This window comes from Thalassobacillus sp. CUG 92003, from assembly GCF_013618635.1.
Lineage (GTDB): Bacteria > Bacillota > Bacilli > Bacillales > Halobacillaceae > CUG-92003.
In genome coordinates, this window is record NZ_JABLSJ010000001.1 from 111,952 (window position 1) to 129,896 (window position 17,945).

14 protein-coding genes and 1 pseudogene are annotated in these 17,945 nt (G+C 44.6%); 13 read left to right on the forward strand and 2 right to left on the reverse strand.

Features of this window, described 5'->3' with window-relative positions; all coding sequences use genetic code 11:
• Positions 1 to 210 precede the first annotated feature (210 nt).
• From HOP45_RS00540 to HOP45_RS00595, 12 genes are all read left to right on the forward strand, one after another.
• Positions 211 to 1,407 carry a CaiB/BaiF CoA transferase family protein gene (locus tag HOP45_RS00540; RefSeq protein ID WP_181346846.1) on the forward strand — a complete coding sequence of 399 codons (1,197 nt, stop codon included), beginning with the start codon at positions 211 to 213 and terminating at the stop codon, positions 1,405 to 1,407.
• Positions 1,408 to 1,424: 17 nt separating this feature from the next.
• Entirely contained in the window at positions 1,425 to 2,339 is a 915-nt protein-coding gene (locus tag HOP45_RS00545; protein WP_181346847.1) for a hydroxymethylglutaryl-CoA lyase, read from the forward strand.
• 80 nt (positions 2,340 to 2,419) lie between these two features.
• A complete protein-coding gene (locus HOP45_RS00550) occupies positions 2,420 to 2,671 on the forward strand; it encodes a hypothetical protein (RefSeq protein WP_181346848.1) in 252 nt (83 codons plus the stop codon).
• Positions 2,672 to 2,674: 3 nt separating this feature from the next.
• On the forward strand, positions 2,675 to 4,162 hold the full coding sequence (locus tag HOP45_RS00555; RefSeq protein WP_181346849.1) for a sodium:solute symporter family protein: 1,488 nt from the start codon (positions 2,675 to 2,677) through the stop codon (positions 4,160 to 4,162).
• Positions 4,163 to 4,186: 24 nt separating this feature from the next.
• Positions 4,187 to 5,425, forward strand: a complete 1,239-nt coding sequence (locus tag HOP45_RS00560; protein ID WP_255437426.1) for an MFS transporter — start codon at positions 4,187 to 4,189, stop codon at positions 5,423 to 5,425.
• Positions 5,426 to 5,446: 21 nt separating this feature from the next.
• A complete protein-coding gene (locus HOP45_RS00565) occupies positions 5,447 to 6,070 on the forward strand; it encodes a flavin reductase family protein (protein ID WP_181346851.1) in 624 nt (207 codons plus the stop codon).
• Between the two features lie 303 nt (positions 6,071 to 6,373).
• Positions 6,374 to 7,399, forward strand: a complete 1,026-nt coding sequence (locus HOP45_RS00570; RefSeq protein ID WP_181346853.1) for a LacI family DNA-binding transcriptional regulator — start codon at positions 6,374 to 6,376, stop codon at positions 7,397 to 7,399.
• Positions 7,400 to 7,509: 110 nt separating this feature from the next.
• On the forward strand, positions 7,510 to 8,745 hold the full coding sequence (locus HOP45_RS00575; protein ID WP_181346854.1) for an ABC transporter substrate-binding protein: 1,236 nt from the start codon (positions 7,510 to 7,512) through the stop codon (positions 8,743 to 8,745).
• Between the two features lie 48 nt (positions 8,746 to 8,793).
• A complete protein-coding gene (locus tag HOP45_RS00580) occupies positions 8,794 to 10,803 on the forward strand; it encodes a glycoside hydrolase family 31 protein (RefSeq protein WP_181346856.1) in 2,010 nt (669 codons plus the stop codon).
• Positions 10,804 to 10,862: 59 nt separating this feature from the next.
• The gene (locus HOP45_RS00585; protein ID WP_181346857.1) at positions 10,863 to 11,753 is read left to right on the forward strand and encodes a carbohydrate ABC transporter permease; all 891 of its coding nucleotides are present in this window, start codon (positions 10,863 to 10,865) and stop codon (positions 11,751 to 11,753) included.
• 1 nt (position 11,754) lies between these two features.
• Positions 11,755 to 12,573, forward strand: coding sequence for a carbohydrate ABC transporter permease (locus HOP45_RS00590; RefSeq protein WP_181346859.1), 819 nt, complete (start codon positions 11,755 to 11,757; stop codon positions 12,571 to 12,573).
• 197 nt (positions 12,574 to 12,770) lie between these two features.
• On the forward strand, positions 12,771 to 13,352 hold the full coding sequence (locus HOP45_RS00595; protein ID WP_181346861.1) for a hypothetical protein: 582 nt from the start codon (positions 12,771 to 12,773) through the stop codon (positions 13,350 to 13,352).
• Between the two features lie 784 nt (positions 13,353 to 14,136).
• Here the strand turns inward: HOP45_RS00595 and HOP45_RS00600 are convergent.
• Both HOP45_RS00600 and HOP45_RS00605 read right to left on the reverse strand, forming a co-directional pair.
• Positions 14,137 to 15,192 (reverse strand): acyltransferase, encoded by a 1,056-nt coding sequence (locus tag HOP45_RS00600; RefSeq protein WP_181346863.1) that lies wholly within the window; start codon positions 15,190 to 15,192, stop codon positions 14,137 to 14,139.
• A 186-nt stretch (positions 15,193 to 15,378) separates the two neighbouring features.
• Positions 15,379 to 16,434: pseudogene (locus HOP45_RS00605) on the reverse strand (acyltransferase).
• A 274-nt stretch (positions 16,435 to 16,708) separates the two neighbouring features.
• On the opposite strand from HOP45_RS00605, the gene HOP45_RS20905 reads away from it, so the two are divergent.
• Complete coding sequence (locus tag HOP45_RS20905; protein ID WP_181346866.1) at positions 16,709 to 17,755, forward strand: polysaccharide deacetylase family protein; 1,047 nt, start codon at positions 16,709 to 16,711, stop codon at positions 17,753 to 17,755.
• Positions 17,756 to 17,945 lie beyond the last annotated feature (190 nt).

Below are 17,945 nucleotides of genomic sequence, written 5' to 3' on the forward strand. Positions count from 1 at the left end.
TGTTTGTATACAAAACAGGCATAAATTAAAGTTAAATCGGATTTTTTGGATAAGTTATTGAGTTTTTGTATACAAACTGTTATATTAGACACAAGATTTTGAAAGCTTTACCTACATACAGAAGAAGGAAACATCTTTTTTTAACCTCAATAAAGAAAGCGCTATCATGGTGATTCGCTTATAACTGGAACACGGAGAAGGAGTGTTAACATGAGTCAAAGTTTAGAAGGGGTCAAAGTTTTAGAATTAGGGAGTCTCATTGCCGGTCCGTTTGCGGGCAGGTTGATGGCGGAATTTGGCGCAGATGTCATCAAAGTGGAGCCGCCGGAGAAAGGGGACCCGCTTCGTGATTGGCGCCATGTCTATGAAGGGACCTCCTTGTGGTGGAGGCTGCAGTCCAGGAATAAGAAGTCAATCACCGTCAATTTGAAAAGTGAAGAAGGTCAGGAGATTATCAAATCGCTGGTCAAAGAGTGTGATGTGCTGATTGAAAATTTCCGGCCCGGGACGTTGGAGAAATGGAATCTTGGGTATGAGGAGCTGTCAGCGATTAATCCCGGGCTTGTCATGGTCCGAGTTTCCGGTTACGGTCAGACGGGCCCTTACCGGGACAAGCCCGGGTTCGGCAGTGTTGGAGAATCGATTGGCGGGCTTCGTAATCTTACGGGTCATCCTGATCTGCCTCCTACACGCGTGGGCGTCAGTTTGGGTGATTCCTTGGCTGCTATGTATTCGGTCATCGGAGCGATGATGGCGCTTTACCATCGCGATACCAAAGGAACTGGGAAAGGTCAGGTTGTTGATGTTGCGCTATATGAGGCGGTTTTCAGTCTGCTGGAGGGGGCGCTTCCTGAATTCGATAAGATGGGGGCGATTCGTGAGAGAACGGGTTCCTCCTTGCCGGGCATCGCGCCGTCGAATACGTATCAATGTAAAGATGGGAAGTATATTGTGATCGGCGGCAATGGAGATGCCATTTTCAAACGATTGGCCGAAGCAATTGGGCGCCCTGACTTAGGGGAGGACGAACGTTTCCAAAGCAACAGCGGTCGTGCTGCTCATGCCGATTACCTTGATGAAGCGATTGAATCGTGGACGAAGACGGTTGATTTTGAAACCGCTTTAAATGTTTTGGATGAAGCAAAAGTTCCGGCCGGACCGATTTACAGCATTGAAGACATCGTTAGAGATCCTCATTACTTAAGCAGAGAAATGATTCAGCAGTTCCAATTGAATGAGGAAGAATCGCTCAGAATACCGGGAATTGTGCCGAAGATGAGTGAAACGCCTGGCGAGACGAAGTGGCTTGGGCCCGAACTGGGCGAGCACACGGATGAGGTGATGAAAAAGTTGCTGACTTACGATGATGAGGAAATTCAAAACATGCGAGACCAGGGCATTATTTAACGAGGAGGTGAGGTAACGTGAACAAAATATCGATTCAAGAGGTGGCGACGCGGGATGGTCTGCAAATAGAGGAGCAGTTTGTGCCGACCGATCAGAAAGTTGATCTGGTCAATCGGTTAGGAGCTGCAGGGGTCGATAAAATTGAAGTAACGTCCTTCGTGTCACCGAAAGCTGTTCCTAATCTGAAGGACGCTGAAGAGGTGATGCAACACATTGAACGGAAGGAAGGTGTAACGTATACCGCTCTCATTCCTAACGTCAAAGGGGCGGAGCGTGCGCTCGCATGTGAAGCGGATGAGGTGAACCTGGTCGCCTCGGTAAGTGAAACGCATAATCTGAAAAATGTTCGACAGAAGGTAGACGACTCTTTTGCGAATTTCAAGGATATTGCAAGCTTTCTATCAGGCTCCGGGATAGACATAAACGGCACCCTGGCTACGACATTCGGCTGCCCTTTTGAAGGGAGCATCTCGGAGGACAGAGTCATGACGTTAATCGATCAGTATCTAGAGTTGGGAGCGGGAGGCATCACGCTTGCAGATACGACCGGCATGGCCACACCTAATCAAGTCTTCCGTCTCTGCGGTAAGGTGCTGGACAAATGGCCGGACTTGCCGCTCACACTGCATTTCCATAACACACGCGGTATGGGGTTAGCGAATGTCGTTGAAGGCATAAGGGCCGGCGTCACCCGATTTGATGCTTCCCTCGGCGGATTAGGCGGCTGCCCATTTGCTCCTGGCGCAACCGGAAATATCTGCACGGAAGACCTTGTCCATATGCTTGCCTTTATGGGGTATGACATGAAGGCAGATCTTGATCAGCTTATTGCGATCTCCAAGCATATGGAAAAAGAGGTCGTAAAACATGAGGTGCCTGGTCAAATCATCAAAGCGGGTAAAATCACAGATTTGCATGAAGCTCGTTCATAGAGGACTAGCATTTTCGAACACTGTCAGGTTATTTTTTTACCACTATATATCTGAAAATTAAGAAAAAGGAGGAACCCTGTATGAGTCAGACAAGGAAGGAACCGATTAAAAACGGAAAACTGTGGATTGTTTTTGGTGTATTACTTGCGTTGATCACCCCGTGGTATTTCCCGTCAAGTTTCGGTGATATCTTAATTTATGGCATCCCACTTTGGGCCATCATTATCATTGCAGCATCCCTATTATTGTCAGCATTTCTATCCTATGTGATCAAGTTTCATTGGCACATGGAGGAAGAACAAGAAGAAGCAGAATCGAAAGGAGCGAAATAATATATGGATTTAGCATTTTCAGGTTGGTCCGGTATTCTGATTTTATTGATGTATGGTTTAATCATGCTGAGTGTCGGACTCATTACGTACTTAAAAAATCGGAACATCCACCAAAGTCTAGAGGAATATTATCTTGGTGGTCGAGGGCTCGGGGTCATGGTTTTGTTTTTCACATTTTTTGCGACCCAGTATAGCGGGAATACCGTCATTGGCTACCCGCCTTCTGCCTATCGTCAAGGCTTCGAGTATTTAGTCTCAGTGCCCTTTTTCATTATGATCATCATGGCGTATCTCTTGTTCGCACCGCGATTATATACGCTCGGTAAGAAGTATAGTTTGATCACACCTGCTCAGTGGTTTGAAAAGCGATTCAAATCAAAACCGGTGACGATTCTCGCCTCGTTACTGATGCTTTATGGGCTGGGGAACTATTTGCTTGAACAATTCGTTGCGATTGGACAAGGTGTCTCCGGCTTGACCGGGGGGACCATCCCTTACCAAGTTGGCGTAATTTTCTTTGTCGTCATCATGCTGATCTACGGATGGCTCGGAGGCATGAGATCGGTCGCTTACACCGATACCATGCAAGGGATTGCTCTGTTATTCGGCGTATTCATGCTATTGTTGGGCTCCATTATTTACTTTGGTGGTTTACCGACATCTGCAGATTACATGCAAGCCTATTCTCCAGAGAAACTCGGCATTCCTGATGGCCCAGGTGTGGTGAACTGGTTCAGCCTGCTCGTGTTGATTGGCATTGGAGCAGCGGTTTATCCTCACGCTATTCAACGGATTTTTTCAGCCAAAAGTGAACTGACGTTGAAGCGCTCCTTTAGTCGCATGGCCTGGATGCCCTTTGTGACTGCTGGTGTTGTCTTCCTGATCGGGATCATTGGCATTAACGCCTTCCCTGGCCTGTCTGAAGGAGATTCAGAACAGTTAGTCGGGATGATGGCCAGCAGTGTGGCGAGTCAAAACGCTATTTTCTACTGGGCCATGGTGCTTTTGTTCGGAGGCGTGATTGCGGCCATTGTATCCACTGCGGATTCCGTATTGCTCACCTTTTCTTCAATCATTTCAAATGATTTGTACGGGAGTTATATCAATCCCGACGCCTCTCAATATAAAAAACTTTTAGTCGGGAAACTTGTCGGCGTATTAGCTGTAGCGATCCTGATACTCATCGCCTGGTTTCCACCAGCGACACTTTATCAGATTTTCGTGTTAAAATTTGAATTACTGATTCAGATTGCTCCCGGACTGATTATTGGCCTGTATTGGAACCGTCTGCATTCCAAAGCTGTTTTCGCTGGGATGGTTGCCGGAACATTAGTCGCATCACTCATGTCGATTTTCGACCTTTCACTCCTCGGTTTTGCCAGCGGCTTATGGGGACTGCTCCTAAATTGCGGTATTTGTGTATCGGGCAGCTATATTATGACAGCTTCCGTTGTAGAAGAGGAGGAAGCCAAACAAGTCATTGGGATGTAATGTTCTAGAAAAGAGATGACAGTTATGAGAAACAATGCCACAAATCAACAGATCACGCCTATGTACAGCCCATGGCGCATGCTGTTATGGCTGTTGGCAGCCCAGATTATGGTCGCGTTCATCGGGCGGAGTCTTGGTCCGCTCGGTGTTCTCATTGAGGACGATTTAGGGTTAACAAAAGCGCAAGTAGGCTTGTTACCATCTGCTTTGTTTCTAGGTCAGGCGCTCGCTTCCATTCCGAGTGGCTTTGTTGTGGACCGGTTTGGTTCCAAGCCTTTGTTGTTGATTCTCTCGAGTTGTATCGGGACAAGTTTCTTATTGATGACCTTTCAAACCAACTTCGTGCTTGTTTTGCTGCTTATCATGATCGGCGGGATTGGGTATGGCGGCATGCATCCTACGACGAACCGCGGCATTGTCTATTGGTTTACCCAGAAACAAAGGGGAACTGCGATGGGGATTAAACAAATGGGCATCACCTTTGGGTCCGCGCTATCTGCTATTCTCTTATTACCGCTTGCTGAAACGTATGGATGGAGAATCGTGGTGCTGATCGCCTGCCTGGGTTTAATGGCTGCAGGGGCGCTTGCGTTTTTATTTTATCGTGACCCAAAAGTGGAGGAAGATAAACAGCGCAAAAAAGCCTCTCCAGCTTCAACCTTCTCGTCATTAGCGGCGATGGCCAAAAATAAACCGTTGTTACTGATCAGCCTGAGCGCTATGGGGATTAACGGCTCACAAATGTGTTTGAACACGTACCTGGTACTCTTTACATATGAACAGATCGGCATCAATCTCGTATTAGCGGGGTTATTACTCGTTGTGTCTGAAGTCGGAGGATCTCTCGGGAGAATCGGCTGGGGCGTTATCAGTGATCGAATGTTCGGTGGCGAACGCTTGAAAGTGATGATGATCATTGTGATCATCACGCTATGCTTAAGCGCAGTGGTCGCGTTTATTCCCGCTGGTACACCCTACGGCCTATTAGTGCCGCTGTTTTTCCTATTTGGCTTCTCCGTCTCCGGATTCAACGGAATATGGATGAACCTGGCGTCTGAGCTCGTACCAAAAGAGCAAGCAGGCTTATCAAGCGGCTTCAGTATTACCTTAGGCTCCGCTGGTGTCATCCTGCTTCCGCCTCTATTCGGCACCATCATCGATCAAAGCAACACCTACACATTCGCCTGGCTGATGATTTCAATCATAATGACGGTTGTCATGATCATCATAAGCCGGTTAAACAAGATGACGAAAGCGTCGTAACGATCGAAAGGAATGAAAACGATGAAATTTCGCCCATCAGAATTAGAAAATCAGCATGTCTATAAACTTTTATCAGGCTCAGTGGTCCCGCGCCCCATCGCCTGGGTCTCCACCATCTCAGACGAAGGTGTACTAAATTTAGCCCCCTTTAGCTTTTTCACGGTAGCATCCCGGAACCCGCCCATGTTGTGCATCTCAGTAGGACCAGGCGTCGGAGAGCGGGAAGGCACAACAAAGGATACATTAGTGAACATCCAATCGAATGAAGAATTCGTCATCAATATTTCGAGCACTCCGCTAGGAAATGAACTACAGAAAACGTCAGAACATCTGCCGCGTGATGTGGATGAATTCGCTGAAGCCGACCTTCATGCAGTTGCGAGTGACCAGATCAAGCCTATGCGGGTCAGGGAAGCCCCCATTCAGATGGAGTGCAAATTGAACCAGATCATTAAGCTCGGTACGGATCACCTCATTATCGGGGAGATGGTGATGTACCATATTCGCGATGATTATTATACGGAGGCGTATAAAGTCAATTTAGAAAAATTACGACCCCTTGGGCGGCTGGCGAATGTGTTTAGTGAGAGTAAAGATTTCTTTTCACTTCCAAGTGACGCGTTAAAAAGAGATAAAAGGGAATAAGTTGATAAGAGTGGCTACGCGAACTTCGTGTGGCCACTTTTTGTACACCTACTAAATCAACTGGCTTTTACCAGCTGTTTTTTATTGTAACCTAAATGTACCGTCTTCCAGTTTCCATGACTTTAATCGTTAAGAATTGCCAGCTTGAAAAGTTAGAAAATTTCGACACAAAGCATTGACAAAACTTTATCCAGTCGTTAAACTAAGGTCAAACTTTAACTGAAAGCGATTTCATTTTTTGGAGTAAAATGATGAACGTTCATCATTTTGGAATCTATGTGCTAAGGATTGTGGGGAGAAACGATGAGAGTGACAGCGAAAACGATCGCAAAACAATTGAATATGTCCCCGGCTACCGTGGACCGTGTATTACATAATAGAGGAGGGGTGAAACCGAAGACAGTAAACAAAGTGCTCGCGAAAGCAGAGGAACTCAACTACACGCCGAACAAATCAGCTAGTTTCCTCGCTAAGAAGAAATTGGTGAAAGTCGCTTTCGTGCTGCCGGAGTATCCGGAGTATTTTTGGAAGGAAATTGAGAGGGGCATAGACAACGCTCTCGAGGACATCACGGACTACGGTTTCCACGTCGATATTAAAAAGACGTCACACACAATCGAGCATCAACTCGAAACCGTCCATACCATTATCAATTCCGGGGAGTATGATGGGATGGTCATCTGTCCCAAAGACGGCGTTTCGCTGACGAACATTATCGAATCAGCCGTAAACAATGATTTTCCAATTTTCACTTTCAACAACGATTCGCCCGAAAGTGGCAGAATCTCGTATGTCGGAGCTAATTATTATGACGCTGGGAAGCTGGCCGGCGACCTTGCTTCTAAGTTCACTGGCGAATCAAAGCGATTTGCGATCATTATTGATGAAGCGGACACGTATCAGATGAAACAGAAACGAAAAGGGTTCGAAGCATTCACGCTCGAGAATGGCGACGTCGATTTCGTTAAACTCCTCCGCCTTGACAACCAGTCGATGTCAGCTTCCTTGGAGAAAGTCAGACAGAATATCGCAGACGTGGATAGCGTTTATGTGGCATGCGGGGCTCTCGCTGAGGTAGCCGAACAGGTGAAGCAGATGGAATCGAACAAGCCCGTACTGATCGGTCATGACCTGAATGATGCTGTCTATCACCAATTGCAGGAGGACATTGTAACAGCGACGATTTGTCAGGATCCTCATTATCAGGGAAGTCTTGCGGTTCGTCTTGCTTTCAATTATCTGATGCTGGATAAGCTTCCTGAGAAAGAAGATAATGTTGTGAAGCTCGAAATCGTTACGAAAGGCAATGCGAAGTACTATTTGAATTGACGTTTTCGGGACAGAACAGGCTCTACCTGTTCTGTTGCCAAATTATTTTTTTGAAAAATGATGAACGTTCATCATTTTGCTGTGAAAATCCGAAAAAAGGAGTGGAGAGAATGAGACAAAAACTGGTACTGGTGGTGTCCATGTTAATGCTGGTCGTCATGGCAGCGTGTGGAAACAATGAGGGAAGTACAGAGACAGAAGGCAGTGACGGAAAAAAAGAGCTTTTATTATGGCATTACTACACAAGCTCGGAAGAAGCACTGAATAAGATGCTCGACGACTACAACTCATCTCAGGATGAAGTTGAAGTGGTCGCAGAGTATGTACCGTTTGATGAAATGAACAGACAGCTGTCTGTCGGTACTGCCGGAGATACATTGCCGGATATCGTCGTGTCGGATACGGTCAACAACGCTTCGATGGCCTCGATGGGGATCCTGACAGACCTCTCCTCGAAAATCGAGGAATGGGGAAAGAGCGATCAATTGCTGGAAGGCCCTCTCAATTCTGCAAAATATAAAGATAGCTACTATGGTCTACCTCTAACCACTAACTCCCTGGGGCTCTTCTATAATAAAGACAAGCTGGATGAAGCGGGTATCGAAGAACCACCGAAGACATGGGAAGAACTTGAGGAGGCAGCGGCTGCCCTGACCACTGAAGATGTGAAAGGGTTCGGTTTATCAGCGACAAGATCGGAAGAGTCAACTTTTCAATTTTATCCTTTAATCTACTCTTCAGGTGCCACGTACCAGGAACTCGGTTCTTCGGAGGCAGCGGAGACGTTTAACTATGTAAAAGGTTTGCTGGATGAAGGATATATGAGTCAGGATGTGCTGAATGCCACCCAAGATGACCTGACGAGAAAATTCGTAGAAGGTAATCTTGCGATGATGATCAACGGGCCGTGGATGATTGAACGGATCGAAGAAAATGTGGATTTTGAAATCGGCATAGCAAAGATTCCAAAAGATGAACAATACGTTTCTGTTACCGGCGGAGATAATATTTCCATTACTAAAAATGCGGATGTCGAAGCTGGCTGGGATTTCCTAACATGGTTGTTCGAACCAGAGCAAAATGAACGTTTCGCAAAAGAGACCGGTTATTATCCGACGAGATCGGATGTATTGAATGAAGCGGACTACTGGAAGAATACCGAGCATGTGAAAGATTTCATCCCTATCATGGAGGATGCTGTGCCAAGAGGGCCGTCTCCTGATTGGCCAAATATATCGGAAGCGGTCCAGATTGCCATTCAGGAAGTGCTGACAGACGCGAAGCCGACAGATGAAGCATTGGAGGAAGCGGCAACGAAGATAGAAGAAATAGAATCGGAAGAATAAAACAGGCAGGGCAGCCGGGGTGCTGCCCTGATACGGGGAGCGAAGGACATGGATAGTATGTTTACGGTAGATGGGAATCGTCTCATCAGAGAATATGACGGAGAAAAAATGTGGATTGAACCTTGGGGAAAGGACAGTCTGCGCGTGCGATCTACAGAACTTACCACCATAGAGGAAGAAGATTGGGCATTGCTTCCGCAACATGACAATAAAGCTGAAATCGCGATTGACGAAGACAAAGCGACAATTGTAAACGGAAAGATCAAAGCAGTTGTATCTTCAGAAGCAGCCGGGAAAACCATCTTCTACAATCAAAAAGGCGACATTCTTCTTCAGGAATATGTTCGAAACCGCAAGAATTTAAAAGAATTTACGAGTGCTTTGAAAATTGATGCTCGCGAGTTCAAGGCTAATCTCGGTGGTGATTTTCGGCTGACACAGCGTTTTGAATCAGACCCGGAAGAAAAACTGTTTGGCATGGGACAGTACCAGCAGCCGTTTCTCGATTTGAAAAATTGTACGCTCGAACTCGCTCAGCGTAATTCCCAGGCAAGTGTGCCATTCGCACTCTCCAGCCTTGGCTACGGCTTCCTATGGAACAACCCGGCGATCGGTCAGGTGACGTTCGGCAAGAATATCACCGAATGGACGGCCGTCTCAACGAAGCAGTTGGATTACTGGATTACAGCGGGGGATTCACCTGCTGAAATCGAAGAGGCTTACGCCCGTGCGACGGGAACTGTACCGATGATGCCAGAGTACGGACTCGGATTCTGGCAATGCAAATTACGCTACCAAACCCAGGAAGAACTGCTTGAAGTGGCCAGAGAATATAAGAAACGGGAGTTGCCGATCGACGTGATCGTCGTCGACTATTTTCATTGGCCAACGCAGGGAGACTGGCGGTTCGATACGGATTACTGGCCGGATCCAGAAGGCATGGTGAAAGAACTGAAAGAGATGGGGATCGAGTTGATGGTGTCCGTTTGGCCCACCGTGGACAAAAAGAGTGAGAACTATCAGGAAATGCTGCAGAAGGGCTATCTGACTCGAGCGGAGAAAGGAATCCGCATTACCCATGACTTTCTCGGGAACACTGTCTATTTCGACCCCACCCATCCCGGTGCCAGAGCGTTCATCTGGAAGAAAGCGAAACAAAACTATTATGACAAAGGTATCACTATTTTCTGGCTGGACGAAGCGGAGCCGGAGTACAATGTGTATGATTTTGAAAACTACCGTTATCACATCGGCTCGAACGCCCAGGTCGGAAATATATACCCGCTTATGTTCTCGAGAGCTTTTTATGACGGGATGAAACAGGAAGGGCAGAAGGAAATCGTAAACCTCGTCCGATGCGCCTGGGCAGGAAGCCAGCGCTATGGGGCTCTTGTCTGGTCCGGGGATATAGATTCGAGTTTCGCTTCCTTAAGAAACCAATTCAACACCGGTCTGAACATGGGTATTGCCGGCATCCCGTGGTGGACGACGGATATTGGAGGGTTCCAGGGAGCCTGGACCGATGATCCTGATTTTCGAGAATGCATCATCCGCTGGTTCCAATACGGCGCCTTCTGCCCGGTCTTCCGCCTGCACGGAGACCGTGAACCCCATCAGGAACCGCTCGGAGAAATCGGAGGTGGCCTGTGTCCGAGTGGAGCGGCAAATGAAGTATGGAGCTATGGCGAAGAAGCGTATCATATTTTCAGAAAATATATGCATATGCGTGAACGCCTGCGTCCGTACATAAGGGACTTGATGAAAGAAGCGCATGAAAAAGGTACACCGGTCATGAGGCCTTTATTCTATGATTTCGCCGCGGACAAAGAAGCATGGAACATCGAGGATGCCTATATGTTCGGCCCGAAGCTTCTCGTAGCGCCCGTTCTTCACGAAGACCAGAGAAATCGCACGGTGTATTTACCGGAAGGGGAAGCGTGGACGAACGCCCATACTGGCGAATCGTTTGAAGGGGGACAGTATATCGATTGTCCGGCATCGCTTGAAACGATTCCGTTATTCTTGAGGGGGGATGCATCATTGCCAATCAAGGAGTAACAGAAAACAGGCTTAAAAACCAACGCGTCAGACAAAAGGAAAGGAATGGGGTGCTTCCCATGTGGAAAGAAATCCGCACTCAATGGAAGGGATACGTATTCGTACTTCCGGCTGTCATATTCATGCTGATTCTGATCGGTTATCCGCTGATCTACAATATTGTGCTCAGCTTCCAAAACGTGGACCTGAGTAATGTGGCAACACAAGATAAACAGTTTGTAGGATGGGAAAATTACAAAACCATCGCAGAAGAAAGCGTATTCGGTATATCAGTCGTTAATACACTCGTCTATACAGTGGCCAGCGTAATGTTCCAAGTTGTCATCGGATTTTTACTCGCTTCTTTTTTCAGTATGAAGTTTAAATTGGCAGGCTTCTTAAGAGGGCTCATGATGATCAGCTGGCTCATTCCGCTCACTGTCACAGCACTGCTTTTCAAGTTCATGATGGGGTCAAAAGAAGGGATTTTCAATCAAATGCTATTGAACGCTAACCTGATCAGTGAACCCATCGGCTGGCTGTCGAGTCCCGATATGGCACTGTGGAGCGTCATCATCGCCAACATCTGGGTTGGGATTCCGTTCAACATGCTGTTGTTGTCGACCGGACTGTCAAGTTTGCCGAAGGACGTCTATGAAAGCGCCAGCCTGGACGGCGCAAATTGGTGGCAGAAGCTGATTCACATCACGTTGCCGATGTTGAAACCTGTGATTCTCGTCGTACTGATGCTCGGCTTTATTTATACATTCAAAGTGTTCGATGTCGTCTATGTTATGACCGGCGGTGGACCGATTAATTCAACAGAAGTACTGTCCACACTTGCATTCCGATATTCGTTCTCTGATTTTGAGTTCAGTCTGGGAGCGGCCGTCGCAAACGTCCTGTTCTTGATTCTGTTTGTCATCAGTTTAATCTATCTGAGAATGATCAAGAAAGATGAGGCGATATGAGATGAGTAAGCGAAAAAATTGGATATTAAGCATGACGGGGATGGTCATCGTAGCACTGTTTCTATTCCCGGTTTACTGGATGATCATTACAGCGTTCAAAACACAGAATGAAGTATTTCGGACGCCGCCGACCTTCTTTCCCGAAAACTTTCGGCTCGACAGCTTCCTGACCGTAATCTCGGGTGGTGTCGGACAGTATTTTCTGAATAGTGTAATCATCGCAGGGTGTGCGACCATTATCGTTCTCCTGTTATCTGTCCCTTCTGCTTATGGGCTTGCGCGGTTTAAAATCAGAGGCGTGGCTTTAATGATGCTCGTGTTCCTCGTGACACAGATGCTTCCGGCCACAGTCGTACTTACGCCATTGTTCGTTGTATTCAACAACGCGGGCTTGTTAAATACTTATGTGGCACCGATCCTTGCTACCGCCACGCTTGGAGTTCCCTTTTCGGTCCTGCTCTTACGTACATTCTTTAAGGGGATCCCGAAAGAACTCGAAGAAGCTGCTAGTATCGACGGATGTGGAAAGGTGCGTACCTTTCTGCAGGTGATTCTGCCGATTTCCCTGCCAAGTGTACTCGTGTGCGGCGCGATTTCGTTCTTCTTCGCTTGGGGAGATTTGATTTTCAGCATTACCTTCAACCGTAACCAGGATTTGTGGCCGCTTACGGCGGGGATCTTCAATGCCGTCGGGCGTTACGGCATCGAATGGAACAACCTGATGGCATTTGCAACCATTTCGGTGCTCCCGGTCATCATCATCTTCGTTCTTTTGCAGAAACATCTTGTGGAAGGTCTAGTAAGCGGATCGGTGAAATAATTCTGTCTTAAGGTCATGATTTATCCGTACCCTACTGTTTCTGTGCTCATTACAGAAGAGGAGTCAAAACTGAACAAAACACAAACGTTCCGGATATTTCGCTGAAATGGTTCGGAACGTTTGTGTTTTTACGAAAGCATTCCATGATTTTGTAACTTAATTTCTCTTGGTACGTCTTAATAAATGAGGTGATTGTTTTGAGAAAATTGATTGTATTATTATTTGCTCTGGTGGTTTTTATTTTGTCCAGCTGTGCCTCAGACCGGGATCCTATCGACAATAGCGCGTCAAAATCGAATAATGACGATGTCTCAAATACCGAGAGTGAGAAAAAAGAAGGTGATTTCATCTATCGCCTTGTCACTGAAAAGGCAGAGTACCGAGAAAGTGACTCCGTAAACCTATATGCTGAGTTAGAGTATATTGGCAATAGCGACGAAGTTGTCATTTATCATGCTGCTTCTCCGTTTTACTTCCCCATGGTCGAGAAAACCAGAAATTATGAGTTAGCTTATCCTATGAATGAACCGTTAATATCGACAACCCTTAAAAAGGGTGAGCCACTACGTCAAAAGTATATAAAAAGCGGTGGATATGGTTCTCAAGAAGAATCGGATTATGTGAAATTTATGAAACGCTTTCTTGAGGAGGATGGATTTCCAAAAGGTTCCTATGTCGTTAATGGGTTTGCTTATTTTTATATTGAAGGTTCCGAGAAGAATAAAAAAGAATATAAAATAAAAGGTCAGGTTGACTTTAAAGTTCAAGCGAATAATTAAATCCAGCAGAGCTTCCATTTTTGTGGGATCTCTGCTTTTTCTTATATATAATGGAAGGAACACGTCGCCGATTTTCATGCGAGATACCTCTATTTGTTAGCTACTTGCGCTGAATATCTACGCGTTTCATCCCAATGCAAGCGACTCCACTCCACTTATAAGCAACTTTATCAAATTTGTAAGCAACTAGAGTAGTATCACACTATTTGAACCCTCGTAAATGTAATGTCAGATCCACAAGAAGTTGAGCAGAACCACCTGCTCAGTTTTTTCTATATATAGTAGAAACACGTTACGCTTTCCAGGTAAGTACCCTTGATTTATTATCTACTTCGGGGTGAATATCTACGCATTTACTCACAATACAAGCGACTCCATTCAATTTATATGTAACTTTGTGTTGAATGAGCTGGACGCAGATGATGTTCACATCTATGTATCATCGAAGAAAGCTGGTTCCAAAGTGAAGGATTCTAAACCTTAAAGTAAATCGGTAGAAATCGCCGCGGACTGCCCTGGAGGAGAAAGTGCTTGGGGTTCAGCTTCATTTCAAATCGGAGGCATAAGTCCCTATCAGGCAAACTCTTAGAAAGCTGGAGAATTTCAGGTAGTCCGATACTACAAAGAACCCTAAACAACTCCTTTTGGAGCCGTTTAGGGCTGGGTGGTCTCTGTACGATATATCAATTTTTACATCAATCTTAGAGAAACCGACGTATACGGAACCGTACGTACGGTGGTGTGAGGGGACAGAGGTTAGTCACCTCCTCCTACTCGATTGAAACTACTTTCTTTGTTTTGGAATGGGCACGATAAATGTTGACTTAGGGAAAAGCGAAATGATCTTCATGAGAATGGAACTGATGATAAGCGTTAGGACATACGCAACCAGAAGTAAATAAGGCGTCTTAAATAAGAATGGGAAGAAATCTTCAATAAAATACAAGATTAAAGGGTGGACGAGATAGATTCCCATCGAATAATCACCGATGACGCGGAATGGCCGGTATACCTTCTCATAATTCACGACGATCCGAGCGATCGCGATTAGAAATATCACAAACACAGGGATGTAAACAAGATTTTCTTTTCGGGAAGAACTTAACAGAACATCAGGTTGAACCTCTTTGAAAATGAAGTAAAACAAAACAACAGTAGAAAGATAGATTAGCCAGCTAAATTTCTTTACGAATGCTAGCGTTTCAGTCCAATAGTAGGCTAATACAGACCCGAACATAAAAAAGGATATCCAGTTTAATATGAAGGAGCGGTCTGTCACAACGTGCTTAAATTTGCCGAAAATGTTAATAAACTCAGGGAATGTGTTCGTCACCCAAAGGTAGTTGATTGGCAGACTGACAATCAGCAAAATCAGCAAGACGATTCGATTCCTCACCAATTGGAGAAATGGAAACAAGATATAAAAATGAATCACCGTCACAATGAAATATAAATGAGTCTTCGCTTGCCCCAGCGCAAAATAATCAAAGGTTTGTTTGAGGTGTCTGAAAATCTGTCCATCCTGAATGTATTTGACAAACATTAAATAGACAAACGTCCAAATGATATATGGTGAAACGATCTTAACAAAGCGGGAGGTAATAAACTTTTTCAAATAGAACCCGCGGTTGATCACGGAACTCGTGAGCAAAAAAGCACTGATGACAGCGAATATCGGCGTGCCCAAACGAGAAATTTGATTGAGATACAGAGACACATCATTGAAGAAAAGAGATTCTTCTGGCGTGTAGGCACGCGCGGTCGTATGGATCATGACAACTAATAAACAGGCAATTGCTCTTACAAAAGGTATTTCATCAAAGAAGGTTTTTTGGGTCATGTCAGTTCTCCTAGCTGTAAAATTACAATGAGTATCATACCACTATTGCGCTTATAATTCTATTAAAAGGGGCGGGGACGAGGTGCTCGTCTTAAAAGGTTTGTAACAAACTGACCATGAATTCCTCTTAATGTAAAAAGGGGGAGTGACGTTGAAAGGTTGTTCCCATCCCATCCAATTCGTAAGTTATCGATTTGGTTTTGGAATGGGTACGATAAAGGTTGACTTAGGGAAAAGCGAAATGATTTTCATAAGAATGGAACTTAGGACAAGTGTAAGGATATAAGCGACGATGAGCGCATAAGGTGTTTTAAATAAGAATGGGAAGAAATCTTCGATAAAGTATAAGATTAAAGGGTGGACGAGATAGATTCCCATCGAATAATCACCGATGATGCGAAATGGCTGGTACACCTTCTCATAATTCATGACAATCCGAGCGATAGCGATTAGAAAAATGAAAAAGACAGGGATGTAAATCAGGTTTTCTTTTCTGGCGGAGCCTAGCACAACATCGGGTTGAATCTCGTTGAATATAAAATAAAACAAGACCACAGTAGAAAGATAGATAAGCCAACTGAATTTCTTCACGAATGCTAGTGTTTCAGTCCAATAATAGGCAACCACGGCTCCAAACATAAAATAAGATATCCAGTTAAATAGGAAGGAAACGTCTGTCACGACATGCTTAAACTTACCGAAAACAGTGATGAACTCAGGAAATGAGTTTGTGAGCCACATATAATTGATGGGTAAACTAATGATGAATAAAATCAGCAATACGATTCGATTCCTCACCAATTGTAAAAACGGAAACAAAATATAAAAATGGATGACCGTTACAATGAAATGTAAATGGGTTTTAGCATTTCCCAGAGCTATGTAATCAAACGTTTGTTTAAGGTGTCTGAAAATCTGACCCCCCTGAATATATTTTACAAACATTAAATAGACAAGCGACCAGATGATATAAGGTGAAACGATCTTAACAAATCATGATGTCATAAATTTTTTCAAATAGAATCCGCGGTTGATCACGGAACTCGTGAGCAAAAACGCACTGATCACGGCGAATATTGGGGTGCCCAAACGAGAAACTTGATTGAGATAAAGGGAGATTTCGTTGAAGAAATGAGATTTTTCTGGCATATAAGCACGAGCGGTCGTATGGATCATGACAACTAACAAGCAGGCAATTGCTCTTACAAATGGGATTTCATCAAAGAAGTTTTTTTGAGTCATTTCAGAACTCCTAGCCGTAAATTTCAATAAGTATCAATAACACCATTATGCGTTTAATTCTATATAAATAAAAGAGAGAAAAGGGTGCTTTCCTAGCCACTCAATCGACTCAGGTAAATGTAAGCTTCAGCAGCATGACTGCGAAGCTTATTTTTTTGCTTGCATATAAGAACTAACATTCACCAAAAAGCTAAATAATGTAAAAGAGTAGTCGATATTAACTAAGTTAGACACATTTAATCGCAAAAAGTGGAACGAAAAGGAGAATTAAGACGTGGTAAGAAGTCGATTGTTGAAGCGGATTTTGTACATAAGCATAATAAGCTTACTGATAGGTATAGCTCCCCATAGCGCAAAGGCTGAAGCTAATGCAGAAATCAACCCAAGTAATGTGTTTGAATCGAATGTAGTACATATCGAAAATCTATTGGATAGATTAGCCGGAACTAGTGTTTTCAATGATAGACCAGCCAGAAATACCTTCTTGTCGGGAAATGTGTTATCCCGGTTTTTCAAATTTCCATTGAATTTATCTGAAACACAGAGCGAGCAACCCCGTGAATCTCGCATACCGATTTTAATGTATCATCACTTAGCTGAGGGCGAGAAGAGCAGTTCCGTTATCGACCCGCAACGTTTTGAAGCTCATATGGAAGCTTTGCAGCGTGAAGGCTATCAGACCATTACAGAGGATGAACTCCTCCATTACTTCCAAGATGATGCGCCTTTGCCTGAGGCCTCCCTATTAATCACGTTCGATGATGGTTATCTCAGCAACTATACGATGGCTTATCCGATATTAAAAAAACGAGGGATGAAAGCGACGATTTATCCCATTGTGAGTCGCATCAGCGAAGATGATCCGTACAGTTTTGCAGGTGAGATCCCCAAAATAACATGGCCACAGATGCGGGAGATGCAAGATTCAGGCCTGATCACATTTCAAAGCCATACGTACGATTCCCATTTTAAAAGCCAATCGCTAGATGGAGAGCAACGAGGTATGGTCTCAGGCAGAATGCTCATAGGAAACAAGTTGGAAACCCAAACAGAGTACGAACAACGCGTCCTGCAGGATGTAGAAAAGTCGAAAAAAATACTAGAAGACAAGCTTGGCGAGGAAGTTGTGGCTTTTACATACCCTTACGGCAGCTACAGTGCTGACACTATACGTCTATTGAAGGAAGCGGGCTACCAAATGGCGCTCAATTCAAAATATGGGATCAATACCGATCAAAATCATTCCCTGTTTGAATTAAAACGCATTACAGCTAAGGGGTCGTTTACAGCGGATGAATTGCTAAAAAAAATAAAAAATTAAGTAATTTTTTAGAGGAGCCTGTCATTTGGGCGGTAAAACTTTTGCAAGGCGGACGAGAGAAGATTCGACTTTATTTAATATAGGAGCATATTATATACACGTGAAATCATGTCGAATCTTAAACTTTTGTTACAGATATTAGCGAATTGTAATACAACCGTAAAATAAAATTCTAGCATTATATGATACC